The sequence below is a fragment of the Rhodovulum marinum genome, assembly GCF_004343075.1.
Classification (GTDB): domain Bacteria; phylum Pseudomonadota; class Alphaproteobacteria; order Rhodobacterales; family Rhodobacteraceae; genus Rhodovulum; species Rhodovulum marinum.
Genome location: NZ_SLXP01000006.1, coordinates 120,467 through 145,526 on the forward strand (window position 1 = coordinate 120,467; position 25,060 = coordinate 145,526).

Annotated in this window: 26 protein-coding genes; 17 read left to right on the forward strand and 9 right to left on the reverse strand. The window is 63.8% G+C overall.

Annotation, left to right across the window (positions count from 1 at the left end; genetic code table 11):
• The first annotated feature begins 60 nt into the window (after nt 1–60).
• From EV662_RS10830 to EV662_RS19540, 4 genes are all read left to right on the forward strand, one after another.
• Nucleotides 61–1,209, forward strand: coding sequence for a COX15/CtaA family protein (locus EV662_RS10830; protein ID WP_132462181.1), 1,149 nt, complete (start codon nt 61–63; stop codon nt 1,207–1,209).
• A gap of 4 nt (nt 1,210–1,213) precedes the next feature.
• Entirely contained in the window at nt 1,214–2,692 is a 1,479-nt protein-coding gene (locus tag EV662_RS10835) for a carboxypeptidase M32 (protein ID WP_132462182.1), read from the forward strand.
• Nucleotides 2,693–2,743: 51 nt separating this feature from the next.
• Nucleotides 2,744–3,001 (forward strand): hypothetical protein, encoded by a 258-nt coding sequence (locus EV662_RS10840; protein WP_132462183.1) that lies wholly within the window; start codon nt 2,744–2,746, stop codon nt 2,999–3,001.
• A 225-nt stretch (nt 3,002–3,226) separates the two neighbouring features.
• Complete coding sequence (locus EV662_RS19540) at nt 3,227–3,391, forward strand: hypothetical protein (RefSeq protein ID WP_165915580.1); 165 nt, start codon at nt 3,227–3,229, stop codon at nt 3,389–3,391.
• Nucleotides 3,392–3,445: 54 nt separating this feature from the next.
• Here EV662_RS19540 and EV662_RS10845 read toward each other — a convergent pair whose 3' ends face one another.
• Nucleotides 3,446–4,234 (reverse strand): enoyl-CoA hydratase, encoded by a 789-nt coding sequence (locus EV662_RS10845; protein WP_132462184.1) that lies wholly within the window; start codon nt 4,232–4,234, stop codon nt 3,446–3,448.
• Nucleotides 4,235–4,293: 59 nt separating this feature from the next.
• Here EV662_RS10845 and EV662_RS10850 point away from each other — a divergent pair, with 59 nt between their 5' ends.
• Both EV662_RS10850 and EV662_RS10855 read left to right on the forward strand, forming a co-directional pair.
• Nucleotides 4,294–4,713, forward strand: a complete 420-nt coding sequence (locus tag EV662_RS10850; protein ID WP_132462185.1) for a PaaI family thioesterase — start codon at nt 4,294–4,296, stop codon at nt 4,711–4,713.
• A gap of 102 nt (nt 4,714–4,815) precedes the next feature.
• A complete protein-coding gene (locus EV662_RS10855; protein ID WP_132462186.1) occupies nt 4,816–5,295 on the forward strand; it encodes a tetratricopeptide repeat protein in 480 nt (159 codons plus the stop codon).
• Between the two features lie 34 nt (nt 5,296–5,329).
• Here EV662_RS10855 and speE read toward each other — a convergent pair whose 3' ends face one another.
• Both speE and speD read right to left on the reverse strand, forming a co-directional pair.
• The gene (speE, locus tag EV662_RS10860) at nt 5,330–6,175 is read right to left on the reverse strand and encodes a polyamine aminopropyltransferase (RefSeq protein WP_132462187.1); all 846 of its coding nucleotides are present in this window, start codon (nt 6,173–6,175) and stop codon (nt 5,330–5,332) included.
• On the reverse strand, nt 6,172–6,678 hold the full coding sequence (gene speD / locus EV662_RS10865) for an adenosylmethionine decarboxylase (protein WP_132462188.1): 507 nt from the start codon (nt 6,676–6,678) through the stop codon (nt 6,172–6,174). Before speD ends, speE begins: the two co-directional genes overlap by 4 nt.
• A gap of 380 nt (nt 6,679–7,058) precedes the next feature.
• Here speD and rplM point away from each other — a divergent pair, with 380 nt between their 5' ends.
• A complete protein-coding gene (gene rplM / locus EV662_RS10870) occupies nt 7,059–7,523 on the forward strand; it encodes a 50S ribosomal protein L13 (RefSeq protein WP_132462189.1) in 465 nt (154 codons plus the stop codon).
• Nucleotides 7,523–8,014 carry a 30S ribosomal protein S9 gene (gene rpsI, locus EV662_RS10875; protein ID WP_132462190.1) on the forward strand — a complete coding sequence of 164 codons (492 nt, stop codon included), beginning with the start codon at nt 7,523–7,525 and terminating at the stop codon, nt 8,012–8,014. The genes rplM and rpsI overlap by 1 nt, the downstream gene beginning before the upstream one ends.
• Nucleotides 8,015–8,087: 73 nt before the next feature.
• Here rpsI and EV662_RS10880 read toward each other — a convergent pair whose 3' ends face one another.
• Together EV662_RS10880 and hpt are read right to left on the reverse strand one after the other, a co-directional pair.
• Entirely contained in the window at nt 8,088–8,699 is a 612-nt protein-coding gene (locus EV662_RS10880) for a DUF7002 family protein (protein ID WP_132462191.1), read from the reverse strand.
• A gap of 16 nt (nt 8,700–8,715) precedes the next feature.
• Nucleotides 8,716–9,255 (reverse strand): hypoxanthine phosphoribosyltransferase, encoded by a 540-nt coding sequence (gene hpt / locus EV662_RS10885; RefSeq protein WP_132462192.1) that lies wholly within the window; start codon nt 9,253–9,255, stop codon nt 8,716–8,718.
• Between the two features lie 69 nt (nt 9,256–9,324).
• On the opposite strand from hpt, the gene EV662_RS10890 reads away from it, so the two are divergent.
• Together EV662_RS10890 and EV662_RS10895 are read left to right on the forward strand one after the other, a co-directional pair.
• Complete coding sequence (locus EV662_RS10890) at nt 9,325–9,783, forward strand: type II toxin-antitoxin system RatA family toxin (RefSeq protein ID WP_132462193.1); 459 nt, start codon at nt 9,325–9,327, stop codon at nt 9,781–9,783.
• A gap of 60 nt (nt 9,784–9,843) precedes the next feature.
• A complete protein-coding gene (locus EV662_RS10895; protein WP_132462194.1) occupies nt 9,844–11,145 on the forward strand; it encodes an MmgE/PrpD family protein in 1,302 nt (433 codons plus the stop codon).
• On the opposite strand, the gene EV662_RS10900 is transcribed toward EV662_RS10895, so the two are convergent.
• From EV662_RS10900 to EV662_RS10915, 4 genes are all read right to left on the reverse strand, one after another.
• Nucleotides 11,127–12,305 (reverse strand): ammonium transporter, encoded by a 1,179-nt coding sequence (locus tag EV662_RS10900; protein WP_132462195.1) that lies wholly within the window; start codon nt 12,303–12,305, stop codon nt 11,127–11,129. The genes EV662_RS10895 and EV662_RS10900 overlap by 19 nt on opposite strands.
• A gap of 160 nt (nt 12,306–12,465) precedes the next feature.
• The gene (locus EV662_RS10905) at nt 12,466–12,948 is read right to left on the reverse strand and encodes a CinA family protein (RefSeq protein ID WP_132462196.1); all 483 of its coding nucleotides are present in this window, start codon (nt 12,946–12,948) and stop codon (nt 12,466–12,468) included.
• Nucleotides 12,945–13,439 (reverse strand): phosphatidylglycerophosphatase A family protein, encoded by a 495-nt coding sequence (locus tag EV662_RS10910; RefSeq protein ID WP_132462197.1) that lies wholly within the window; start codon nt 13,437–13,439, stop codon nt 12,945–12,947. The genes EV662_RS10905 and EV662_RS10910 overlap by 4 nt, the downstream gene beginning before the upstream one ends.
• Entirely contained in the window at nt 13,436–14,581 is a 1,146-nt protein-coding gene (locus EV662_RS10915; RefSeq protein WP_132462198.1) for a bifunctional 2-C-methyl-D-erythritol 4-phosphate cytidylyltransferase/2-C-methyl-D-erythritol 2,4-cyclodiphosphate synthase, read from the reverse strand. Before EV662_RS10915 ends, EV662_RS10910 begins: the two co-directional genes overlap by 4 nt.
• 241 nt (nt 14,582–14,822) lie before the next feature.
• Between EV662_RS10915 and dusB the strand changes: the two genes are divergently transcribed.
• The 7 genes from dusB to EV662_RS10950 all read left to right on the forward strand — a co-directional run bounded on the left by dusB (nt 14,823) and on the right by EV662_RS10950 (nt 25,000).
• Nucleotides 14,823–15,755 (forward strand): tRNA dihydrouridine synthase DusB, encoded by a 933-nt coding sequence (gene dusB / locus EV662_RS10920; RefSeq protein WP_425057008.1) that lies wholly within the window; start codon nt 14,823–14,825, stop codon nt 15,753–15,755.
• Nucleotides 15,752–16,831, forward strand: a complete 1,080-nt coding sequence (locus EV662_RS10925; RefSeq protein ID WP_132462200.1) for a two-component system sensor histidine kinase NtrB — start codon at nt 15,752–15,754, stop codon at nt 16,829–16,831. The genes dusB and EV662_RS10925 overlap by 4 nt, the downstream gene beginning before the upstream one ends.
• Nucleotides 16,831–18,201 (forward strand): response regulator, encoded by a 1,371-nt coding sequence (locus tag EV662_RS10930; RefSeq protein WP_132462201.1) that lies wholly within the window; start codon nt 16,831–16,833, stop codon nt 18,199–18,201. Before EV662_RS10925 ends, EV662_RS10930 begins: the two co-directional genes overlap by 1 nt.
• 116 nt (nt 18,202–18,317) lie before the next feature.
• On the forward strand, nt 18,318–20,618 hold the full coding sequence (locus EV662_RS10935; protein ID WP_132462322.1) for a sensor histidine kinase NtrY-like: 2,301 nt from the start codon (nt 18,318–18,320) through the stop codon (nt 20,616–20,618).
• Nucleotides 20,619–20,621: 3 nt separating this feature from the next.
• A complete protein-coding gene (gene ntrX / locus EV662_RS10940) occupies nt 20,622–22,043 on the forward strand; it encodes a nitrogen assimilation response regulator NtrX (protein ID WP_132462202.1) in 1,422 nt (473 codons plus the stop codon).
• A 58-nt stretch (nt 22,044–22,101) separates the two neighbouring features.
• Nucleotides 22,102–23,478: a Trk system potassium transporter TrkA gene (gene trkA / locus EV662_RS10945; protein ID WP_132462203.1), complete on the forward strand. Its 1,377-nt coding sequence runs from the start codon at nt 22,102–22,104 to the stop codon at nt 23,476–23,478.
• Between the two features lie 4 nt (nt 23,479–23,482).
• Complete coding sequence (locus tag EV662_RS10950) at nt 23,483–25,000, forward strand: TrkH family potassium uptake protein (RefSeq protein WP_132462204.1); 1,518 nt, start codon at nt 23,483–23,485, stop codon at nt 24,998–25,000.
• The last annotated feature ends 60 nt before the right edge of the window (nt 25,001–25,060 follow it).

Sequence of the window (25,060 nt, forward strand, 5' to 3'; positions counted from 1 at the left end):
TACTCTTCGCGTCACACCCGATACGGGGCGCTGCAAGCGCGCCCGACCGAGAGGGAACTCATGACAAAGAAGCGCAACATCTTCGAGGAGGTCGGCACCGAGGCCCCGCGCGAGCGACCCGTGGTGCAACCCGGTGTGATCGACCGTGCCGCCCGGCGCGGGGCGCGCGGAGCGGTGCGGCTGTGGCTGATGATGTTGTTCCTGATCGTCGCCGCGATGCTGGTTATCGGTGCTTTTGCCCGGCTGACCGAGATGCTGGTACCGATGCCGGACTGGAACCCGTTGTTCGGTGCGTTGCCGCCGTTGGATCCGGGCGACTGGCTGGCCGCCTTCCAGCGGTTCCGCGACAGCCCCGTGTATCGCGGCGAGGCGCACGGGATGGGGCTGGATGAATTCCAGCTTGCCTATTGGTGGGGCTGGGGCTCTCGCCAGTTGGCTCCCACGGCGCTTTTTCTTTGGGCGGTGGGGTTCGTCGGATTTCTTGCGGCCGGCAAGATGCCCAAGGGCTGGACGCCGAGGCTGTTCGGCCTTGGCGTGCTGATCCTGTTGCTGGGTGCGGCGGACTGGCTGATGGGGGGCGCCGGCATCGCGCCGCCGCCTTTCGATTTCCTGTCCTATCGAATGGCGCTGCATATCGGTTTCGGCTTTTCGCTGATAGGGGTAACGGCCTGGTTCATCTTCAAGCTGGCCCGTAGCGAAGCAGACCTGCTGCAGGCGCGCCGGGTGCGAGATCGGACGGGTTACAGGATGGCCACGGCACTGATGCTGCTGGTGTTTCTGCAGATACTGCTGGGCTCGCAGGTGGCGGGGCTGTATGCGGGCCGGGCCTATACCGACTGGCCGCTGATGGCCGGCGGGTTCTTCCCGCCGAGCCCGTTCTACATCGAGCCGCTTTGGCGGAACTTCTTCGAAAACCACGCGCTTGTGCAGTTCATCCACCGGATGAACGGTTACCTAGTGGTGATTGTGGGCCTTCTGACATGGTTCATCGGGCGCAAGAGTGCCTACCGCCGTACCCGCCGCGCCTTCGATCACGTGGCGTTGATGGCGTTGGCGCAGGCCACGTTGGGGATCGGGACGATCCTTTTCGCGGCACAATGGCCCATCGCGGTCGCGCACCAGATCGGGGCGATCACGCTTTGGACCCTCGTGCTGCGCGCGCGGTTCCTAGCGCAATACCCCGTACAGCAATCCACGATCCGGGGTTGATCGTATGAGCGCATTCGACGAGCTGATGGCCTTCCAGCGCGAGACCGAAGCGCTGGGGCAGGTGATGGGGCGGCTGGGTTGGGACCAGGAGACGGTGATGCCCAGGGGCGCAGCCCAGCAGCGCGCCGATGAGATGGGCGCGCTGGAATCGGTATTGCATGCCCGGCGCAGCGATCCCCGGATCGGTGACTGGCTTGCCGCGGTGGATGAGGGCGCGCTGGACGATGTGGCCCGTGCGCAGATCCGGCACATTCGACGCAGCTACACCCGCGCCCTGCGTCTGCCCGACCGGCTGTCGGCCGAGATCGCGCGGGTGACGAGCCGCGCCCAGGGCATATGGGCCGAAGCGCGGGCGGCCGACGACGTCTTGCATTTCCTGCCGGTGCTCACCGAAGTCGTGCGGCTGAAACGCGAAGAGGCCGCCGCGCTGGCCGGTGGTGGCGACGCCTATGATGCGCTTCTGGACGATTACGAACCGGGCGCGACTGCTGCCGGTGTCGGCACGATCTTCGACCGGATGCGGCCGCGCCTTGTGGAACTACGCGAGCGTATCATGGAGGCCGATCGGCACCCTGCTGTCCTTTCGGGACGCTTCCCTGCCGAAAGCCAGATGATCCTGGCGCGAGAGGTTGCCACGCATTTTGGCTATGACTGGCGGCACGGGCGGCTGGATCAGTCGGTGCATCCGTTCACCAGCGGGTCTGGTACGGATGTGCGCATCACCACCCGCGTGGACGAGGTCGAGCCGCTGGGTTGCCTTTATTCAACGCTGCACGAGGTCGGCCACGGCGCTTATGAGCAGGGGATCGATCCGGCCTATATGCTTACGCCGCTGGGCGCGGGCGTGTCGATGGGCGTTCACGAAAGCCAAAGCCGCATCTTCGAAAACCAGTTGGGCAGGTCACGCGCGTTCTGCGGCTGGCTATACCACCGGATGTCTGAACTTTTCGGCGGCTCGGGCGCGGCGGATGCCGACGCCTTTTATGCCGCCGTCAACCGCGTCCATTCCGGCTATATCCGCACCGAGGCGGACGAGGTACATTACAACCTGCACATCATGCTTCGCTTCGATCTGGAACGCGACCTGATCGCCGGTCGGCTGGAGGTGGCCGACTTGGAAGAAGCATGGAATGCGCGCTTCGAGGCCGATTTCGGGGTTGCGGTCGATAAGCCCTCGAACGGGGTGCTGCAAGATGTGCACTGGTCGGTGGGACTCTTCGGTTATTTCCCCACCTATGCCTTGGGCAACGTCTATGCCGGCTGCCTTTTCACTGCGCTTCGCACCGATGTTCCAACGCTGGACGACGATCTTGCCAGGGGCCACGCGGAACCCGCCACCGCTTGGCTGCGCGAGCATGTTCAGTGCCCCGGAGGGTTGTACACGCCAGCCGAGACCATCGAACGTGCTTGTGGGTTCGCGCCCCACGAAGGGCCCCTGCTCGAATATCTCGACGCGAAGTTCGGCGCGCTCTACGCTTTGTAAAGGTCCGGTCTCCGGACTGGAATCGGCGCGGATGCGCTGTTACAAGGCGACATGATGCGGCGCGACACACTCTTCGGCGAGCTGTGGCAGAGTGCCCGGCGGGTGGCCTTCGCCATTCTTGGCGGAGTGATACGCCGTTATACGCCCGAGGAAATCGAAGAACGCGTCTCGCGCAGGCCGGGCTATGAACAGGCGATCATCGTGGTGGCCGTTCTGGCGGCTCTTTTGTTTGGCAGTCTCCTGTTCGCCAATGCCGGGGTTATCGGCCTTCTCGTGTTTTTCCTGATCGTCATAATTCTGGTGAAATAGGGCCGTGCCGGGGCAGAGCGGTACTTTTTTCTCGAACTGGGCGGCGTTCACATTCGTTTGATCTCTGCGGCTGCGCGTCCAATTCACGTTCCCACTCAAGCCTTTAATCAATGGTATGCCCAAGTATGCACATGAAATTGCAAAATTTTCTCCACACCTGTGATCCGGTTTCAGAGACGACCCGTATTCCCTGCATAACCAGCTACAACAAAAGGGAACTGAAACATGGATATCATCGGCCCCCTCGCTCTTGGCACGATCGGCTTTGTCGTCGCCTTCGCCTACATCAACATGCGTCAGACCGAAGACCAACTGGCCGAAACGCGCAAGCGCAAGGCCGAGAAGGCCGCCGCCGAAGCGACGCCGGCAATGCAGATGGCTGCTGAATAATACACTCTCGCGATCAGGGCCGGGCGGGCAACCGCCTGGCCCCGATCCACGTTGTCACGCCTGCCAATCTGGCGGGCGTTTTTCGATGAATGCGGCGATTCCTTCGTCGGTATCACGCCACATCATGTTTTCCACCATGACCGCGCCGGAATGGGCATAGGCCGCATCTAGACCCAGCTCAAGCTGCTCATAGAAGGTGCGCTTGCCGATCCGGACCGCGGAATTCAACTTTTTCGCAAGCGTCTCCGCCAGAGCGTGGGTTTCACTGTCCAGTTCCTCGTGGGGCACGGCACGGTTGATAAGGCCAAGCGCTTCGGCCTTGTCCGTTTCGATGAACGCGCCCGTGGTCAGCATTTCGAAGGCCTGCTTTCGGGGTATGTTGCGTGACAAAGCAACCATGGGCGTGGAACAGAACAGCCCGATATTGACCCCGTTCACGCCAAAACGCGTGCCCTCCGCCGCCACCGCGAGATCGCAAGAGGCGACCAACTGACAGCCCGCAGCAGTCGCGATGCCATGGGGCGCGGCGATAACCGGTTGCGGCAGCCGAATGAGCCCCGTCATTACCCGCGCACATCGCGCGAAGAGATCGGCGAAATAGGCGCGGCCGCCATCCTCGGCCTGGCGGCCAGCCTGCATTTCCTTCAGGTCATGGCCGGCGCAGAATGCCTTGCCGTTGCCTTTGAGTATCACCACCCGGGTCTCGCGGTCGTCGCTCAGCGCGTCGATCTGCGCCTGAAGGGCCGCCAGCATCGCGTCGGACAGGGCGTTCAGCCGTTCCGGCGCATTCAGCGTTAGCGTGGCAATGCCGCCTGCATCCTCGCGTATCAGGATCTCGCTCATCTTGTTTCTCCTCACCTTTGCGGCAAAGACTATGCGGCAAAGGAAGAGGGGGGAAGGGGATGAACCTTGCGATGGACAAAGCCGCGCTCGAGGCCTTCCTTGCGCGTGACTTTCCACAGGTCGGTGATGATTTCGTGCTCGAGGAGGTGACACCGATGGTGGTGCGGGTGCGGATGCCGGTGGCCGAACGCCACCTGCGCCCCGGGGGAACGGTGTCGGGGCCGTCGATGTTCGCCTTGGCCGACGTCTCGATCTACCTGGCGATCCTCGCGATGATTGGCCCCAAGGCGCTGGCGGTCACGACGAACTGTTCCATCGACTTCATGCGCAAACCGGCGGCGGATCGCGACCTGATTTGCGACGCGCGACTGCTGAAGCTGGGTAGGGTGCTTGCCGTGGGCGATGCTATGATCTTCTCGGATGGGCTTGAGGGTGCGGTTGCGCGGGCTGGGCTGACCTATTCAATCCCGCCGACATGAGGGCAGGGGGCGGAGGGCCAATCGGGCTGGTCCCCGCGACTGCGTGTTCTACCTCTCGGGTGTCAGTTTCCCGCTGAGCTGCGCAATAGGAAGGTAAACTGGATGACCGCATGTAGGCTGGGCCTGGCGCTGGCTGCCGTGATGACCTGCACGGGCGCGTTCGCGGAAGAGTTCGGCAACGAGATCGAAGCGTGGACCCCGGCGGCCGAAGCCGGCGACCCGGTCGCCCAGGAATTGCTCGGCCTGATGTATCGCCGCAGCAAGGAGTACTCCGAGGCGGCAGATTGGTTCCGGCGGGCCGCAAAACAGGGCCGCACCAAGGCGCAGATCGGATTGGGCTGGATGTACGAGAGTGGCGAGGGCGTGCCGCTGGACCCTGCGCGGGCGCATATGTGGTACGACATTGCGGCTGAGAACCGTCAGGGCGTCGGCTCGGACTACCCTTGGATCGCAGCCGAAGTGCTGAACCGCGCCGCAGCCTATCGCCAGAGGGTCGCCGCCCGGATGACCGAGACCGAGATCGCCGAGGCGCGCCGAATGGCACGCATCTGCGCAACGTCGGACAACGCCGCCTGCGACTGAAGCAAGGCGCGCAGCGCGCTCCGTGGCCTGTTGCTTAGGGCATCAGCCGTTTGACATAGCCGGGCAGGGCAAAGGCGCCCTTGTGGACCTCGGGGGTGTAGTACGCGGTTTCGATACCAGCCGCCGCAAATCGGTCGGCCAGTACTTCGACCGAAACGGCCCCCGCGTCCCCGTCGGTCCCCCAGCCAAAGGCCATGGGACCGCCCGCATAGGTCGGAATCGTGGCCAGGTAACAACGCCAGTCGGCGAACAGCGCCTTGAAAGCGCGCATCGTGTTGGTCAGTTCATCGCCTTGCATGAACGGTACGCCGTTCTGCGTGACGAGGATACCGCTCGGGGTCAACGCCCGCTTGGCGTGGCCATAGAACGTATCGGTGAACAGGACTTCGCCGGGACCGATCGGGTCGGTGGAGTCGACGATGATGACATCGAACTTGTCCTGCGTGGCCCGCATGAAGGCCGCACCGTCATCGATCACCAGGGTCAGCCGCGTATCGTCGAAGGCGCCCTGGCTGAGCATCGGCAGATACCGCTTCGAGAAATCGACAACACCCGCGTCGATCTCGACCATGGTGACATGCTCGACCGATTTGTGCCGCAGCACCTCGCGCGCCATGCCGCCATCGCCGCCCCCGATGATCAGAACCCGTTTGGCGGCCCCATGTGCCAGGATCGGCACATGGGTCATCATCTCGTGATAGATGAAGTTGTCGCCCTCAGTGGTCTGCACCACGTCATCCAGCGTCAGAACACGACCGAAGGTGCCGTTCTCGAACACCTTCAGGCGCTGATGCTCTGTCTTGCTGTCATACAACATCTTTTCCACGCGCAGCGCCTGCGCGTAGTCACGGTGCAACGTTTCGCGAACCCAGTCGGTCATGCCGCCTGGGTTTCCGTGACCAAGCCGTCGCCGCGCAGCAATTCCTTGACGCGGACATCGTGGGTCGCGAAAGCGCGCTTTAGCACATCTACCGCGCGCCAGGGTTCGGCATCGCCGCACATGAACACGTCGAACGCGCCATAGCCGATCTCGGGCCACGTATGCACCGAAATGTGGCTTTCGGCCAAGACGGCTACCCCGCTCACGCCCTGGGGGCTGAACTTGTGTGTGTGGATGTGCAGCAGCGTCGCCCCGCATTCGTCAACACAGTCGCGGAACGCCTGCTGAATGCGCGCCTCGTCGTCCAAGCCATGTCCGCTCACCACCTCGATAATGAGGTGCGTGCCCGCAAAGACCCGGCCGTCGCGCCGGATGAAATGATCGTCGCGGGTGTCGTCGAACACGTCGCGGGTTACGGGTGCAGCCGAGTGGCTGCGGTTATCTTCCGCATGGGCGCCTGTCTCCAGACCGATCCCCAGTTGGAAGAGGTTGGCGTCTTTCATGGCGCTCCCCTTCTGACCAGCAGATTGAATCCAGTCGGTCCCTTAGCGCCCCCCCGGGTAGTCCGAAGTTGGGATCGGTTCCGATCGTGTGGACGGCCACCTAAGGCGTTTATCCGAGTCGATCAAGTGCCGATTTCCACGAAATCGAAGGTTTTTCGCGCGCCGCGTCCACGCTGCCGTTTTTGCGCCTCCATTATGCGGCGGGGTGTCGATAAGAGATGAGGTATTATTATACCGTTTTCGCAAGCCTTTGATACTGTGATACAAATTCCATCCAAACACGCTTGACTGGGCCTTTGAAATGCTTAGAACTGCGCCATCCCGAAAGGGCGGGGCCGAAGGTGCCCGTCCAGGACCACCCAGCCGAATAGGGCAGAGACATGAAAACCTACACCGCTACCCCGGCGGAGATCGAGAAGAAGTGGATCGTGATCGACGCCGAGGGCGTCGTTCTGGGCCGCCTCGCCTCGATCATCGCCATGCGTCTGCGCGGCAAGCACAAGCCGTCCTTCACCCCCCACATGGACATGGGCGACAACGTGATCGTCATCAATGCCGACAAGGTGCAGATGACCGGCAACAAGCGCGCCGACAAGAAATACTACTGGCACACCGGCCACCCGGGCGGGATCAAGCACCGTACCGCCAGCCAGATCCTCGAAGGCGCGCATCCCGAGCGCGTTGTGACTGCCGCCGTCAAGCGCATGCTGCCGGGCAACCGGCTGAGCCGCAAGCAGATGACCAATCTGCGCGTCTACGCGGGCGCCGAGCACCCGCATGAGGCGCAGAACCCCGAAGTCCTGGACGTCAAGTCCATGAACAAGAAAAACACCCGGAGCGCGTGATGGCCGACGAAATCAAATCCCTCGACCAGTTGAACGAGGCCGTCTCGGGCGAGGCGGCGGTTCTGGCCGATGCCGACGCTCCGCGTGAACCCGTCCGCGACGAGCTGGGCCGGGCTTATGCCACCGGCAAGCGGAAGGATGCGGTCGCCCGCGTCTGGATCAAGCCGGGATCGGGCAAGGTCTCGGTCAATGGCAAGGACATGGGCACGTATTTCGCCCGTCCGGTTCTGCAGATGATCCTGCGCCAACCCTTCACCGTCGCCGGTGTCGAGGACCAGTTCGACGTGCAGGCCACCGTCAAGGGTGGCGGGCTGTCGGGACAGGCGGGTGCGGTCAAGCATGGCATCTCGAAGGCGCTGCAACTCTACGACCCCAGCCTGCGCGGAGCGCTTAAGGCTGCTGGCTTCCTGACCCGCGACAGCCGTGTGGTGGAACGCAAGAAGTTCGGTCGCCGCAAGGCTCGCCGCAGCTTCCAGTTCTCCAAGCGCTGACCAGCGCTTGCATCGTGTTACGAAAAGGCCGTGCTCAAGGTGCGGCCTTTTCATTTCTGCGGCCTGGGGGCGGTCAGGCGAGTACATCTCGCAATGGCATGATTTCGTAGGTGTCGGGTAAAACGGTCTCTTGATGAAACACGCATTCGACCACTGTGCCCGCTGTTCCCTCGAAATCGCACGCCGGCAAGAAGGTCGATGGCCCGCGGGGGCTCTTGTGCCCCCCGCTGCTGCGCGGAGCCCCGCTATTGAAACGACAGAAAAGCGGGGATGCGTTCCGACGCAGGACCTCGAGGGTTGACAGCTTCAGGACGAGACCGCCCTCGTTTCGGTAGCGTGCAAAGTGATTGCGACCGGTGGAAACCGGTGCCTTTGCAGTCCCCGGCCAGAAGAAGACATGCGCATTCAATAGGCACAACACGTACTCGAACGTGGCTTGATCCTCGAATGCGATGTGTCCGGCGCGTAGTGTTTGTTGATCTCGCAGGGCTATCGCATGTCCGTCAACGACAAGTCTCTCTGATTGCGAGCGTTTTTCTGGGCGTGCGGCAACACCGGCGCGGAGACGGAGCTTTTCCGCTGAAAAAAGCCGACCGGACGCCTTGATCGCCGGGAGATTGGCTTCGTAGGTCAGGTGCCACAGGGTGGGGCGCAGCCAAGCGAAGTCTTTGAGAGAGAACGGCATTCCGTGTTCTTGAGATTTATTCCGCGAACCGCACTGCTCCGATATAGGGCAGGTTTCGGTTTCGCTGGGCGAAGTCGATGCCATAGCCGACCACGAAGTTGTCCGGGATTTCGAAGCCGACCCATGTGGCCGCGACGTCCACCTCTCGCCGCGAGGGTTTGTCCAGAAGCGCGCAGCACTCCAACCGGCGGGGTTTTCGAGCGTTAAGCAGGTGCAACACATGGGCAAGGGTGTGACCCGTGTCCACGATATCCTCGACCACCAGCACGTCGCGCCCTTCGATCTTTCCGCGCAAGTCCTTGAGAATGCGCACTTCACGCGAACTTTCCGTGGCATTTCCGTAAGACGAGGTCTCTATGAAATCGACCTCGACCGGCAGCCGCAGTTCCCGCACCAGATCGGCGATGAACACGAAGGAGCCGCGCAGAAGGCCCACCACCACCAGCTTGTCGGTATCCGAGAAATGCCGCGTGATCTCGGCCGCCAAGGCCTCGACCCGGGCCGCGATTGTCTTGGCCGACAGCATCTCGTCTATGACATAGGGTCGCTCGCCCATGCCTTCCCCCTTGATTTCTGGCGCTCACTAGCAGAAATGGCGGCCCACTGTCAGTAGCCAAACGGGATCATGCCCAGACATTCCGAAAACCGCGAGATGCCCTACACCGCCCAGCAGATGTACGATCTGGTGGCCGATGTGGCCGCCTATCCGAAATTCCTGCCCTGGACGGCAGCGGCGCGAATCCGCTCACGCACGGATTTCGGCGATCACGAGTTGATGGAGGCGGATCTGGTGATTTCGTTCAAGGTGTTCCGCGAACGGTTCGGCAGCCGGGTGACGCTGTGGCCCAGCCTGCACCGGATCGACACCGAATACCTGGACGGTCCGTTTCGTTACCTGAAATCCTACTGGCATTTCGAGGATATTGGCGAGGGTCGCTGCAAGGTCGAATTCTTCGTGGATTTCGAGTTCAAGAACCGCGTGTTGCAAAGCGTCATCGGCGCGGTGTTCAACGAGGCGATGCTGCGTATCGTCCGGGCCTTCGAGGCCCGCGCCGAAGCGCTTTACGGCACCTCCGCGGCCTGACCACTTGTGGTCCCGCCGCCCCCGCGGCAGTCTGCATTCGGCGCAAGTGGGGAGGCAACAGTGCGATTATCCAGCCGATTGGCCACGTTCGCGGCACAGGCCCGCCCGCCCGAGGCCGCACGGACGATGATGCGGCTGTCGGTGTTGGACTGGGCAGCTTGCGCCATGGCCGGGGCACAGGAGCCCGTGGCCCGGATCACCCGCGACATGGTGCTGGAGGAGGGCGGCGCGCCGCAGGCGGGTCTCGTGGGCAGCGTCACGCGGGTACCCGCGCGCGCGGCGGCACTGGCCAATGGCGCGGCGTCGCACGCGCTTGACTACGACGATACGCATTTTGCCCATATCGGGCACCCTTCGGTCGCCATTGTGCCCGCCGCTCTTGCGCTGGCGCAGAAAACCGGGGCCGGGGGCACCGACTTCCTCGATGCCGCACTGGTAGGCGTAGAGGCCTCTATCCGCGTGGGCGTCTGGTTGGGGCGCGAGCATTACCAGGTGGGTTTTCACCAGACTGGTACGGCAGGTGCTTTCGGATCGGCCCTGGCCGGTGCGCGTTTGTTGGGCGCCGACGCAGAGCAGGCGGTGGGGCTGGTCTCGACCCGCGCCTCGGGGCTGAAATCGCAGTTCGGCACCATGGGCAAACCGTTCAATGCCGGGATCGCAGCCGCTAACGGGGTCGAGGCGGCGCTGATGGCAGCACGGGGGTTCGTTTCCAATCCCGATGGTCTTGAAGGGGCGCAGGGCTTTGGCGAGACCCACGCGGGTACTGCCGACGTCGGCGCACTGGACGGTCTGGGCGAGCGCTGGCTGTTCGAGACCGTCAGCCACAAGTTCCACGCCTGTTGCCATGGCACACATGCCATGATCGAGGCGCTAAGCAGCCTAATGCCACTCGACCCTGCTGCCGTGACGAAGGTGAGTGTCATCACCCATCCACGCTGGCTGAAGGTCTGCAATCAACCCGCACCTGTAACAGGTCTGGGCGCCAAGTTCAGTTACCGGTTGATCGCGGCAATGGTATTGTCCGGGCGCGATACCGCGGCGCTCGCCACCTTCAGCGATGCCGCCTGCGTCGATCCCGCCCTTGTGGCATTACGCGACAAGGTAACGGTAAAGACCGACGGGGCGCTGCCTGAAACCGCTGCCCGTGTCATCGTGGAAACCGACACCGGCGCTGTCGAGGCCGCCCATGATCTTGATGCGCCGTTGCCCTTGGAAACCCGCACGGACAAGCTGAAAGCCAAGGCCCGTAGCCTGCTGGGCGATGTGCGCGCCGCACAGCTCTGGGATATCGTCAGCGCCCCGGGCGGGCCGGATCCGGCCGCGCTCGGGGCGCTGTTGTCAGGTCACGACGCCATGTCGTAGGCGCGTTCGCCGTGCACCGACAGGTCGAGACCGTTGGTTTCGGTCTCGGCGTCCACGCGCAACGCTGTGACCAGTGCGACGGCCTTTGCCAGCACCACGCTCACCACCAGCGTGAAGACGCCAACGATCGCCAGGCTGCCGAACTGTGCGACCCACGACCCGGCACCGAAGACCGCGATCATGATCGTGCCAAAGATGCCGCCGACGCCATGCACGGCAAAGACGTCCAACGTGTCGTCGATGGCCAGCTTGTTGCGGATCAGGTTTACCGCTTCCTGGCACAAGATGCCGGCGACCGCCCCGATGATCAGCGCCGCCACCGGACCGACAAAGCCGCTTGCGGGCGTGATCGAGGCCAGCCCCGCGATGGTGCCGGTCACGATGCCCACCAGGGACGGCGTGCCATACTTGATCTTCTCCCACAGCGCCCAGGTCAGCGAGGCCGTTGCCGCCGAGATATGCGTCACCAGCAAAGCCTTGGCCGCGCCCGCATCGGCCGCCAGCTGCGAGCCGCCGTTGAAGCCGAACCAACCGACCCACAGCATCGCCGCCCCGATGAACACGAAGCCCGGGGAATGCGGGGGCGTGGTGCGGTTGCGCCGCGCGCCCAGCATCACCGCCAGCACCAGCGCCGCAAGGCCCGCGGTCTCATGCACCACGATGCCGCCCGCGAAATCTCGCACTCCGGTCTCGCCGAAGATGCCGCCATCGGCCAGGAACCCGCCGCCCCAGACCCAGTGCGCCACCGGCGCATAGCAGAGCAGCATCCACAGCGCCGAGAACAGCAGCACGAAGCCGAATCCGATGCGTTCGACATAAGCGCCGACGATCAGCGCCGGCGTGATGATGGCGAATGTCATCTGGAAGGCGACGAACAGGTATTCCGGCAGGCTGCCCGACAGGCTCTCGTCGCCCACACCCGCCAGGAACGCCTTGGACAGCCCGCCCCAGAAGGCCCCTTCGCCCCCGAAGGCGATTGAATAGCCCGCCACCAGCCACAACACGCTCATCAGGCAGGCGATGGCATAGCATTGCATGAAGACACTCAGCACGTTGCGTGCACGCACCAACCCGCCATAGAAAAGCGCAAGCCCTGGCAGTGTCATGAACAGCACAAGTGCCGTCGCAACCAGCATCCAGGCGGTATCAGCCCCGTTCATCCCCTCGTTCCTTTCGATTTTTCGGTTGGCGAGGGTTGAAAAGCGCAGGTCCCGCAAAGAAAAGCGGCAAACGGCCAAATCGACGCTTATCTGTTGAGCGGTTTTTCAAGTGAACGGAAATCGGGCGGCTTGCGGCGCGTTTGCCCACAAAGGGGGCGGGTCATGACTCGCGGTCTAATGCCGAAATCAGAAGGTCCAAGGCATGGTCGCGGCTAGCCGCCCTGACCGTGTCACGCCCTAGCGCACCGAACTCAACCGTTTCGGTGCGCACCGGAGCACCGGTTTGCGCCAAGGCGAAACAGACGCGGCCCTCGGGCTTGTATTCGGAGCCGCCGGGCCCGGCTATACCGGTTACCGCAACGGCGACACCTGCCTCTGACCGGGCCAACGCACCGGCTGCCATCTCGGCCGCAACGGGTTCCGAGACCGCCCCATGGGCGGCCAGCGTTTCCGCCCTTACGCCCAGCATTTCCTGTTTCGCGACGTTCGAATAGGTCACGAATCCCCGGTCGAACATCCTTGACGAGCCCGGAACATCGGTAATCGCGGCCGCAACCATTCCGCCGGTACAGCTTTCGGCGGTGACAACCCGCACGCCCTGGGTGCGGCCCAGCCTGACGAGTGTTTCGGCCTTGGTGCTCACATCAGGAAGATATGCCAGAACGCGGCCAGTGCAATCACCAAGATCGCCGTCGCGATCCCGGCCAGCACATCGTCCAGCATCACGCCTAGCGGTGTCTTCTTGCGGTCGGCCCAACCGATCAGACCGGGTTTCCAGATGTCGAACAGGCGGAACCCGAAAAAGGCGACGATCCAGCCCGGGTAAAGCGCCAGCACGTCGACACCGGCGAAAGATGCCCCATAGGACAGAGGCATCAGCGCCAGCCACATTCCCGCGACCTCGTCGATGACGTATTCGCTGTGGTCGGGATCGCTGTGCCCGGCCGAATCCCGGGCAATCGCCCACCAGCCGCCCAGCGTTACCGCGACGACGGCAAGCGCGGCCAGAACCGGCCCACCCAGAACGTGCAGCGCCCAGAAGATCGGCAGCGCAGCCAGAGAACCCCAAGTGCCCGAGGCAGGCCGCAGATAGCCGACGCCGAACCAGGTCGCGACAAGGCGCGCAGGGGTCACGGACGCACCAGCGTCACGGTGGCAAGCGCCGCAATCCCTTCTTCTCGGCCGGTAAAGCCCAGCTGTTCGGATGTGGTGGCCTTGATGCTCATCCGGTCCAGGTCGACCCCCATCAGGCGTGCCATCTCTTCGCGCATCGTTCCCGCAACGGGGCCGATCTTGGGGCGTTCGCAGATCAGCGTCAGATCGGCATGTGCGATGCGATAGCCGCGCTCGGCCGCGCGGCCAACGGCATGTTTCAGGAAGATGTCCGAGGCCGCGCCCTTCCATTGCGGGTCCGACGGCGGAAAGTGTTGCCCAATATCACCATCGGCCAGCGCGCCATAGATTGCGTCGGTAACCGCATGCATCCCGACATCGGCATCGGAATGGCCCTTGAGCGCCTTGTCATGCGGTACCTTTACGCCGCACAAGATCACCCCGTCGCCCTCGCAGAACGCGTGCACGTCAAACCCGTTGCCGGTGCGAATGTCCATGTCCTTCTCCCGCAAGACCCGCTCGGCGCGGGCAAAATCCTGTTTGTGGGTGATCTTGAGATTGTCCTCGTCGCCTTCGACGATCGCCACGTCAAGCCCCGCGGCCAGCGCCACCTCCACATCGTCGGCGGCACCGCCCGGATGGGCCGCATGGGCCGCACGGATGGCATCGAGGTGAAACCCCTGGGGGGTCTGCGCGCGGAACAGCCCGTCCCGCGGATGGGGCGCCTGGACGCGGCCGTCCGCGCCGCGCCAGAGCGCGTCGGTGACAGGCAGGGCAGGGGCGGCCCCGGGGTTGGTTTCCAGCGCGTCGATCACCCGGTCGACCAGCGCAGAAGAGACCAGCGGGCGCGCCCCGTCATGGATCAACACCCGGGTGGTGCCGGGCGGAACCGCGGCAAGGCCGGCCTGGACCGAGGCGTCGCGCGTGGCGCCGCCGGCCACCGTCGTCACCGAAATGCCGAGCCCATCGATGGCCTCGGCAAAAAGATCCTCGTCCTCGGGGTGCAGTACCGCCACCAACCCAGCGATCCGCGGGTGGGCGGACAAGGCCCCAAGCGTGCGCCCCAGGACAGCGCGCCCGCCAAGTTCCTGATATTGTTTGGGTCGGTCGCCGCCCACCCTTGTGCCGCGCCCCGCGGCCACGATGATCGCTGTGACGGTCATTTTGCGCCCTCGCTTCATGCCGGGCCTCTTTAGGCGGGGGCGCGCTGCGGGGCAATGGGGCAATAAGGCGGCATTGGTCGCTTAAATTATGGGCAATCCCAGTTTCGGACGTCGCCAGTGCCACCCTCAGATTGTATTTCTCCGAACCTCAAGCTACATCCGTGGCAACTGCACAAGGTTTAATCACTTGTCCATTCAGGTGGCAAATATCCCGCTCGATCCTCCTGTCCTGCTGGCCCCGATGGCCGGTATCACGGATTTGCCGTTCCGCCGGCTGGTTGCTTCTTTCGGCGCCGGTCTCGTCGTGTCGGAAATGGTGGCCAGCCAGGAGATGGTTCAAGCCAAGCCGGGCGTTCGCGAACGCGCCGCGCTGGGCTTGGACGATGGCCGGACGGCGGTTCAGCTTGCCGGGCGCGAGCCCGAATGGATGGCGCGCGCAGCGCGTATGGTCGAGGATCAGGGCGCGCGGATCATCGATATCAACATGGGCTGTCCGGCCAAGAAGGTGACGGGCGGGGCGTCGGGCTCGGCGCTGATGCGCGACCCCGACCGGGCGCTGCGGCTGATCGAGGCGGTGGTTGCCGCCGTAAAGGTGCCGGTGACGCTGAAAACCCGGCTGGGCTGGGATGATGAGATGCGCAATGCGCCAGACCTTGCCGCCCGGGCCGAGGCGGCGGGGGTGCAAATGATCACGATTCATGGCCGAACCCGTTGCCAGTTCTACAAGGGCCGGGCCGATTGGGGCGCGATTCAGACCGTAAAAGATGCCGTTTCCGTGCCGGTGATCGCCAATGGCGACATCGTGGACGCCGAGACCGCCCAGGCGGCGCTCGCCGCCTCGGGCGCGGATGGCGTGATGGTGGGGCGTGGCGCGCTGGGCCGGCCGTGGCTTTTGGCCGGGATCGCCGCGCGGCTGGGCGGCCGCCCGGTGTCCGCCGCGCCCGAAGGCGCGGCCTTTGCCGATATGGTGGTCACCCATTACGAGGCAGCCCTCTCCTTCTATGGTCGCTCCCTCGGTGCGCGAGTGATCCGCAAGCACCTAGGCTGGTACATGGACGAGGCGGCTACCCCGGACACCCTTCGGCGTGCGGTGCTGACCGAACGCGATCCCTCGCGCGTGCTGGCGCTGCTTCCGCGCGCGCTGAACCGTCCCTGCGAAAGGTCCGCGGTATGACGCTGGACAGCGACCCGATCTGGACCGCCCTGCCGATCCCGGCCTTCCTGCTGGATGCCGAGGACCGGATCGCCGCGATCAACCCTGCGGCGGAACTGTTCATGAATGCCACGATCAAGACCCTTCGCGAGGTGCCCGTCTTCGACCGACTGGCCGTCGATGCCGCCCTTGACGAGGCGTTTTCCCGGGTGCGCAGCAACCATGCCGCGCTGTTCATCAACGATGTGGCCGTCAGCGCGGGCATGCGTGCCCCGGTTGAATGCAACATCCAGATCGCGCCGATGAACGACCAGGCGGGTCACGTGCTGTTGCTGGTCAGCCCGCGCGAGATCGCCGGGCGACTGGGGCGTGCGCATTCGGTCAAGACCGCGGCGAAGTCGGCGATCGGCATGGCCGAGATGCTGGCCCACGAAATCAAGAACCCGCTGGCGGGGATCACCGGCGCGGCGCAGCTTCTTTCCATGAACCTGCGCAACGGCGATCTGGAACTGACCGACCTGATCGTCGCCGAAAGCCGCCGGATCGTGAAACTGCTGGACCAGGTCGAACAGTTCGGCAATCTCAGCCCACCCAATTGCAAGGCGGTCAATATCCACGACATCCTGGACCGCGCGCGCAAGTCGGCGCTGGTCAGCTATGCCGCGAGCATGACGATCCAGGAAGAATACGATCCCTCGCTGCCGCCGACCTGGGCCGATGCCGACCAGTTGATGCAAGTCTTTAGCAACCTGATCCGCAACGCCGCCCAGGCCGCAGGGCCAGGGGGCGGCACGATCCGGCTGCGCACCTTCTACGACCTGTCGCTGCGGTTGCGGCATCCGGATGGTTCCGGCGTGCCGGTTCCCCTGCAGGTCGAGATCGTCGATGACGGGCCAGGCCTGCCGCCGGACATCGCCAACGACGTGTTCGAGCCTTTCGTGTCGGGGCGCGAGAACGGCACCGGGCTGGGACTAGCACTGGTGTCCAAGATCATCAACGACCATGGCGGCTGGATCGCGGTCGACTCGGTGCCCGGACGCACCGTGTTCCGCATCTCGCTGCCCGTCGCCCCCAAACCCCAAGAGGATGAGACCTGATGGACGGAACCGTTCTTGTCGCCGACGATGACCGCACAATCCGCACCGTTCTGACCCAGGCGCTGACGCGGGCGGGCTGCAAGGTGCACGCGACATCGTCGCTCACCACGCTCATGCGCTGGGTGGGGGAAGGCAAGGGCGACCTCGTGATTTCCGACGTCATCATGCCCGACGGCAACGGGCTGGAAATGCTGCCCAAGATCGGTCAGGAACGTCCCGGCCTGCCGGTGATCGTGATTTCGGCGCAGAACACCATCATGACGGCGATCCAGGCCGCCGAGGCCGAGGCCTATGATTACTTGCCGAAACCGTTCGACCTGCCCGACCTGATGAAGCGCGCGGCGCGCGCGCTGGAGACCAAACGGCGGGTGCGCCCGGCGCGCGAGACCGTGGAATTGCCAGGTGAACAGGACGACCTGCCGCTGGTGGGGCGTACGCCGCAGATGCAGGCGCTTTACCGTCTGGTGGCCCGGGTGATGAACGCGGATCTGCCGGTGCTGATTACTGGCGAGTCGGGAACCGGGAAATCGCTGATCGCCCGCGCCATCCACGATTTTTCCGACCGCCGCTCCTTGCCCTTCGTCATCGCTACGGCAAGTGATCTCGAGGGACTTGATGGCCCGTCTGCGCTGGTGGCCCGTGCCAAGGGCGGTTCTATCCTGTTCGACGAGGTGGCCGATCTAGACGAAGAGGCGCAGGCGCGCATCGTGCGCATGCTGGACAGTTTCGGCGACACAGCGCCACGTGTCATGGCCACCAGCCAGACCGACCTGATGGGGCGGATGGAGGCGGGCCAGTTCCGCCAGGACCTGTTCTATCGCCTTGGCGGCGTAACCATCGCTGTGCCGTCCTTGCGCGAACGGGTCGACGACATTCCGCTGTTGGCGGAGCATTTCCTTGGTCGGTGCGAGCGTGACGGGGCCGCGCGGCGGACGATCGCCCCCGAGGCGATGGAGCTGATCCGCGCCTACAGCTGGCCCGGCAACGTGCGGCAACTGGAACACACGGTCCGGCGGCTGGTCGTCACCAGCCCGGAAGAAGTCATCACCCGGATTGAGGTTGAAGCTGTTCTGGGCAACCAGCCCGAGATCGAACCCCTCGTTGGGGGTGGCGAGGGCGAAAAGCTGTCAGCGTCGGTGGCCAAGCATCTGCGCCGTTATTTCGACCTGCATGGCGGCGTGCTGCCGCCGCCGGGCCTGTACGCACGGATCCTTCGCGAAGTCGAGTTGCCACTGATCGAAATCGCGTTGGACGCAACCGGCGGCAACCAGGCCAAATGTGCCGATTTGCTGGGTATCAACCGCAATACCTTGAGGAAAAAGATAACCGACCTTGATATTCGCGTGACTCGCCGCCGCAAGTTGATGTAATTTCGCAACAGCGCGTTGCGCCGAATCCGCAGGTAAGCGGCGCGCAGGCGAAAGAACAGCCGTCGATCGCGCGGCGCAACGAGACGAGGCACGCAGTGGCCAGCGCCACCGGCCGAATGGCCATCGAGTGGTTATTTCGGAAACGCCCATCGCGGCGCGCCCGGAATGCGGCGACGCTGGGTCTGGTCGTTTTGGGGCCGGCCCTGGCGATTGCAACCTTTCTTTTGCTTGGGCCGCTGGATCAAGGCGCCACTTCCCACGGTCTTCGCGCCATCCTTTTGGCCGACCTTGTCTATGCCCTTGTAGTGGCGGCGCTGGTCTTCCGGCAAATCGCCCGGATGGTGGCCGCGCGGCGCAGTCATTCGGCCGGGTCTCGGCTGCATCTGCGCCTTACCGGTGTTTTTGCGACAATCGCGCTGGTGCCGACGGTGCTGGTTGCCGTCTTCGCTGGTTTGACGATCAATATCGGTCTCGAGGGCTGGTTCTCGGAACGGGTGCGCAACGTGGTCGGCGCATCGCTGTCCGCGGCCGAGGCCTACGAGGAAGAGCACCGCCGCGACCTGTCTGCCGATGCCGGGACGCTTGCGGGCTATCTCAACATCGCGCGTCAGGCCACCTTCTTCCTGTCGGATGGCGAGTTGCGGCAATTGCTGACCCAGGCGCAGGCCAAGGTGCAGCGCGGCCTGAAAGAGGCCTATGTCATCGACGGCAGCGGCGAGATCAAGGCTCGGGGCGAACGGTCGTACCTGTTCGATTACGAACAGCCGCGTCCAGCGGAATTGACCCGCGCCTCGCAGGGCGAGACGGTCATCATCGAGGACTGGGACAATAACGAGTTCCGGGCCCTGATCGCACTCGAGGCCTATGTCGACCGCTATCTTTACATCTCGCGCAGCGTGGATGGCGAGTTGCTCAGCCTCCTTGACGACACGCAGGCGACCTCGCGCCTTTACCAGCAACTTGAAAACGAACGCGGTCGTGTTCTGTTCGAATTCGGCCTGCTCTATCTCGGTTTCGCGGTGATCCTGATCCTGGCCGCAGTCTGGCTGGGCATGTGGTTTGCGGAACGGCTCTCGCGGCCCGTTGGCCGGCTGGCTGGCGCGGCGCAGCGTGTGGGGGCCGGCGATCTGGATGTACAGGTGCGCGAAGAATCCGGAGACGACGAGATCGCGATGCTGGGGCGGATGTTCAATCAGATGACCCGCCAATTGAAGGGACAGCGTGACGCGCTCTTGGAAAACAACCGCCAGACCGAACGCCGGCGGCGTTTGTTCGACTCGGTCCTGTCTTCTGTCACGGCGGGTGTGATGGGGGTCGATGCAAGGGGACGGGTGGAATTCATGAACCGTTCGGCGCTGACACTTCTGCAACTGGACGACGCGCGCGACAATGGGCATGAACTGCAGGTGGTCGTTCCGGAGTTCGCCGCGCTGTTCGACCGTTTGCGGAACGAGCATCGTACCACTGCGCAAGAGGAAATCCGGCTGATCCGTTCGGGCAAGATGGAAAACCTTTTGGTGCGGATGGCTACGCGCCGTGGCGTGGACGGGCGGCGCGAAGGCTACGTGGTGGCCTTCGACGACGTGACCGACCTGGTGACCGCGCAGCGCATGGCCGCCTGGGGCGACGTGGCCCGTCGCATCGCGCACGAGATCAAGAACCCGCTGACGCCGATCCAACTGTCGGCGGAACGGATCAAGCGCAAGTTCCGGGACCGTCTTGGCGAGGATGCCGATACACTGGATCAATATACTGACGTGATCGTGCGCCAGACCGGGGACTTGCGCCGGATCGTCGACGAGTTTTCCAAATTCGCCCGAATGCCCGAACCTGAACGCAAGTCAGTGGACCTGGCCGCCCTCGTCAAGGACGCTTTGGTTCTGCAGGAGAGCGGGCAGCCCGACGTGCGCTTCGTCTCGTCCCTGCCCGAGGGGGCGGTGCCCGCCGAACTGGATCCCACGATGATCAGTCAGGCCTTGACAAACCTTATAAAAAACGCAGGCGAAGCCATTGAAAGTTTGCGGGAAAAGGGTGCCCCGGAGGGCTTTGAACCCGAGATACGGATCCGTCTTGTGCGACAGCGCGGCTTCGGTGTGATCGAGATTGCCGATAACGGGATCGGTTTGCCCGAGGACCGGGCACGGCTGTTCGAACCCTATGTGACGACGCGCGACAGTGGCACCGGCCTTGGTCTTCCGATCGTTAAGAAGATCATCGAGGAACATGGCGGCACTCTGGAACTGATCGACGCCGAGCCCTTCGCGCCCAAGGCGCACCGTGGCGCCATGGCGGTGATCCGGTTACCGATAGCCGAGGTCGAACACCCCGGCATGACGGCCGTTGGTGCGCCCGAGGGCGGCGAATCCGCTGATACGGGTGTGCGACATGACACGAAACGAGCGGTATCTGGGGAGTAGGACATGGGCGATATCCTGATCGTCGACGACGAGCGTGACATTCGCGAATTGATCGCGGATATCCTTCAAGACGAAGGATATACCACGCGGCTGGCCGCCAATTCGGATGCCTGCATGGCCGAGATCAACGCCGATCCGCCCGCGCTGATGATCCTCGACATCTGGCTGAAGGACAGCAACATGGACGGGATCGACATCCTGTCCCGGGTCAAGCGCGACAATCCAGACATTCCCATCGTCATCATCTCGGGTCATGGCAACATCGAGATCGCGGTCGCGGCGATCAAGCAGGGCGCCTACGACTTCATCGAGAAGCCGTTCAACATCGACCAACTGTTGGTGGTGATCCGCCGCGCGATGGAGGCCTCGCGGCTCCGCCGCGAGAACCAGGACCTGCGCCGCAAGGATGTCACCCAAGCTGACATGATTGGATCAAGTCCGGCCTTCAAGGCATTGAAGTCCCATCTGGACAAGGTAACAAAGTCGAATGGACGGGTGATGCTTTCCGGGCCACCCGGATCAGGCAAGGAGGTGGCCGCGCGGTATGTTCACGCCCAGTCGAACCGGGCGAACGGTCCCTTCGTCGTGGTCAACTCCGCTTCGATCGAACCCGAACGGATGGAAGAGGTGCTGTTCGGGCGGGAAAGCACAGCCCGCGGCGTCGAGCCGGGTTTGCTTGAGCAGGCTCATGGCGGCATCCTCTATTTCGACGAGGTGGCAGACATGCCGCTGGGCACGCAGTCGAAGATCCTGCGCGTATTGGTGGACCAGCAATTCCAGCGTGCCGGCGGCACCGACAAGGTGCGCGTCGATATCCGCGTGATCTCTTCGACTACCCGCGACCTGCCCGCCGCGATCGCCGAGGGCAGCTTTCGCGAGGAACTCTATCACCGGCTGAACGTGGTTCCGATCGAGGTTCCCGCGCTTGACGAGCGCCGCGAGGATATTCCCGAACTTGCGCGCCACTTCATCACTGCGTTCAACCGAACGCAGGGCCTGCCGCTCAGGGCCCTGTCGGACGAGGCAGAGGCGTTGCTGCAGACGATGGCCTGGCCCGGGAACGTGCGCCAGTTGAAGAACGTGATCGAACGGGTTCTAATCCTTGGCGAAGGCACGGATCCTATTGCGGCGGACGAACTTCCGTTGCCTGCGGACAGCCCGTCGGAAGAAGGGCGTGTCGTGCTGTCTGCGGGCCTGGCCACCCTTCCGCTTCGCGAAGCGCGCGAGTTGTTCGAACGGGAATATCTGCTGACCCAGATCAACAGGTTCGGCGGCAACATCTCGCGGACCGCCAATTTCGTCGGCATGGAACGCTCGGCGCTGCACCGCAAGCTAAAGTCGCTGGGCGTCGTCACCTCGGCCAAGGCGGGCGCGCGCGTCGCCCATGTCGAGGAAGACGAGGAGATGGGGACCACGGCCGATTGACCGTCTCCCGGCCATCTGCAATGCATGAGGCGCGTGTTTCCCCAGCCGGGTGGCGTGAATGAAGGTCATCATCTGTGGCGCGGGCCAGGTCGGTTGGCAGATCGCTCGCCACCTCTCGGGCGAGAAGAACGACGTCACGATCGTCGACATGAACGCCGATCTGATCCGTCGGGCGACGGATGCGATGGACGTGCAGGGCATCACCGGGCATGCATCCTATCCGGATATCCTTGAACGTGCCGGCGCGCGCGATGCCGACATGATCATCGCGGCGACCCAGTCCGACGAGGTCAACATGGTCACCTGCCAGGTGGCTCATTCCGTTTTCGCCATCCCGCGAAAGATCGCGCGGCTCAGGTCGCAATCCTATCTGACGGCGATCTACTCCGACCTTTACCGCCGCGATCACATGCCGATCGACGTGGTCATCAGCCCCGAGCGCGAGGTCGCCGAGGCGGCACTGCAGCGGATCGCGGCGCCAGCGGCCTTTGACACCGAGAGTTTTCTTGGCGGCCAGGCGCAGCTTCTGGGGATCACGCTGGAAGAGGATTGCCCGGTGGTGAACACGCCGCTGAGGCAACTGACCGACCTGTTCTCGACCCTCCGGGCCATCGTGGTGGGCGTTCGGCGCGAGGGCACGCTGTTCGCGCCCGAACCCAACGATCAATTGTTCCCCGAGGATCAGGTCTATGTCTTTTCCCATGTCGAGGACGTGAACCGCACGCTGGAAATCTTCGGCAAATCGACCAAAAAGCAGGAACGCGTGGTCATCATCGGCGGTGGCAATGTCGGGCTGGCCGTGGCGCAGGCGCTGGAGAAACGCGAGGACCGCATCCGCGCCAAGGTGATCGAGATGGACCGCGCGCGTGCCGAGATCGCCGCGGACGCGCTGGAACGGACCATCGTGCTGAATGGCGACGGGCTGAACGTGACCTTGCTGGAAGAGGCCAATATCGACCGGGCCGACGCAGTTCTGGCGGTGACAGATGACGACAAGACGAATCTTCTGGCCGCGGTTCGCGCCAAGCTGGCGGGTTGTCCGATGGCGATCGTGCTGGTCAACGACCCCTCGCTGGTGCCGCTGATGGGGCCGCTGGACATCGACGCCTATATCAATCCGCGGGCAACGACCGTCAGTTCCATTCTGCGCCACATCCGCCACGGGCGCGTGCGCGGTGTTTATTCCATAGGCGACGCCGAGGCCGAAGTTCTCGAGGCGCAGGTCCTGTCGACCTCGCCCATGGCCGGCAAGAAGGTGCAGGACATCGACTTCCCCGAAGGTGCGCTTATCGGTGGCGTGATGAAGAGCGGCAAGGTGATCCGGCCCAGGGGCGACACCCGCATCGAAGAGGGCGACGTGGTGGCGATCTTTGCGCTCGCCGCAGACGTGCCCGAAGTGGAGCGCCTGTTGCAGGTCTCCATCGATTTCTTCTGATCCCATGCGCCGGTTTGCGGACCTTCCGTTCCTGGTGATCCTCATGGGGGTGGGGGCGCTGGCGATGTTTCTGCCGGTTGGCGTCGCGTTGGCGGAACGCGATTGGCAAACGGCGCGCAGCTTTTTCTATTCGGGGCTGATCTTTGGTGTCTTGGCCGCGCTGATCGGCCTCGCCACGATCAACAATGAAATCGAGAATCAGGGCCGCAGCCACCTTCTGGCAATGCTGGGGTTCTATACGCTTCTGCCGCTGATGCTGGCGGTGCCTTTCGTCGAGGCGGTGCCCGGCGCGGTGTTTCTGGACGGCTATTTCGAAATGGTGTCCAGCCTGACGACCACGGGCGCCACGCTATACGACCCGGGCTGGCTGTCATCGGGCGTGCATTTGTGGCGCGCGCTGGTGGGATGGTTTGGCGGGTTCTTCATCTGGGTGACCGCGATTTCGATACTCGCGCCGATGAATCTGGGCGGGTTCGAGGTGACGGCCGGGGCAGGAGGCGCCGGCGGGGTACGGGGCGAGGGGGCGGTGTCCAGCCAGGCTGCGAACCCACGGGGGCGGTTGGTGCGGTTCGCCGGACAGCTTGCGCCGGTCTACCTGGGCCTGACGGCCAGTCTTTGGGTGCTGATGCTCGTCGCCGGCGAAGGACCGCTGGTCGCCGCCTGCCACGCCATGTCGGTATTGGCGACCTCGGGGATTTCGCCGGTGGGCGGTGTGCCGGGGGGGGAAAGCGGGCTTGTGGGCGAATTGTTCCTCTGGGGGTTTTTCATCTTCGCCTTCACCCGGCAGACCTTCATGTTCGATTTTCGTGCCGAAAGCTGGCGCGCGCTGAAATCTGACATGGAACTTCGGATGGGTGTCGCGATCGCCTGGGCGGTAACGCTGTTTCTGTTCGCGCGCCACTGGCTGGGTGCTTATGAAATCCAGGCCGAAGAGGATTTCATCGCGGCGCTGCGCGCGCTGTGGGGGGCGGTGTTCACGGTGACCTCGTTCCTGACGACCACGGGATTCGTCTCGACAGACTGGGCAGATGCGCAAAGCTGGTCGGGTTTGGCCACGCCCGGGTTGATCCTGGTGGGGCTCGCGGTGTTCGGGGGCGGCGTGGCGACCACGGCGGGGGGCGTCAAGCTGCTGCGAATCTACGCGCTCTACAAACACGGGGTCCGCGAGATGGAAAAGCTTGTCCATCCGCATTCGGTGGGCGGCGCGGGCGCCTTCGCGCGGCGCATCCGGCGACAGGGGGCTCAGATCGCCTTTGTCTTCTTCATGCTGTTCGCGCTTTCGGTGGCGGTGACCATGACTGCGCTGGGCGCGGCGGGCCTGAGTTTCGACACGTCCATGGTGCTGACCGTGGCTGCGCTGACCACGACGGGCCCGCTGGCCGCCGCCGCGACCGAACCTGCGATCTCTTATGCCGCGCTTGGCGATCCGGCGCGGATGGTGCTGGCCGCGGCCATGGTGGTCGGCCGGCTCGAGACGCTGGCGATCATCGCGCTTCTGAATCCTGAATTCTGGCGCAACTGAAAGCGACCTGCGAAATTTCACTGTAAAGACCTGTTGAGAGGGGTGGAATCTATCAATTCC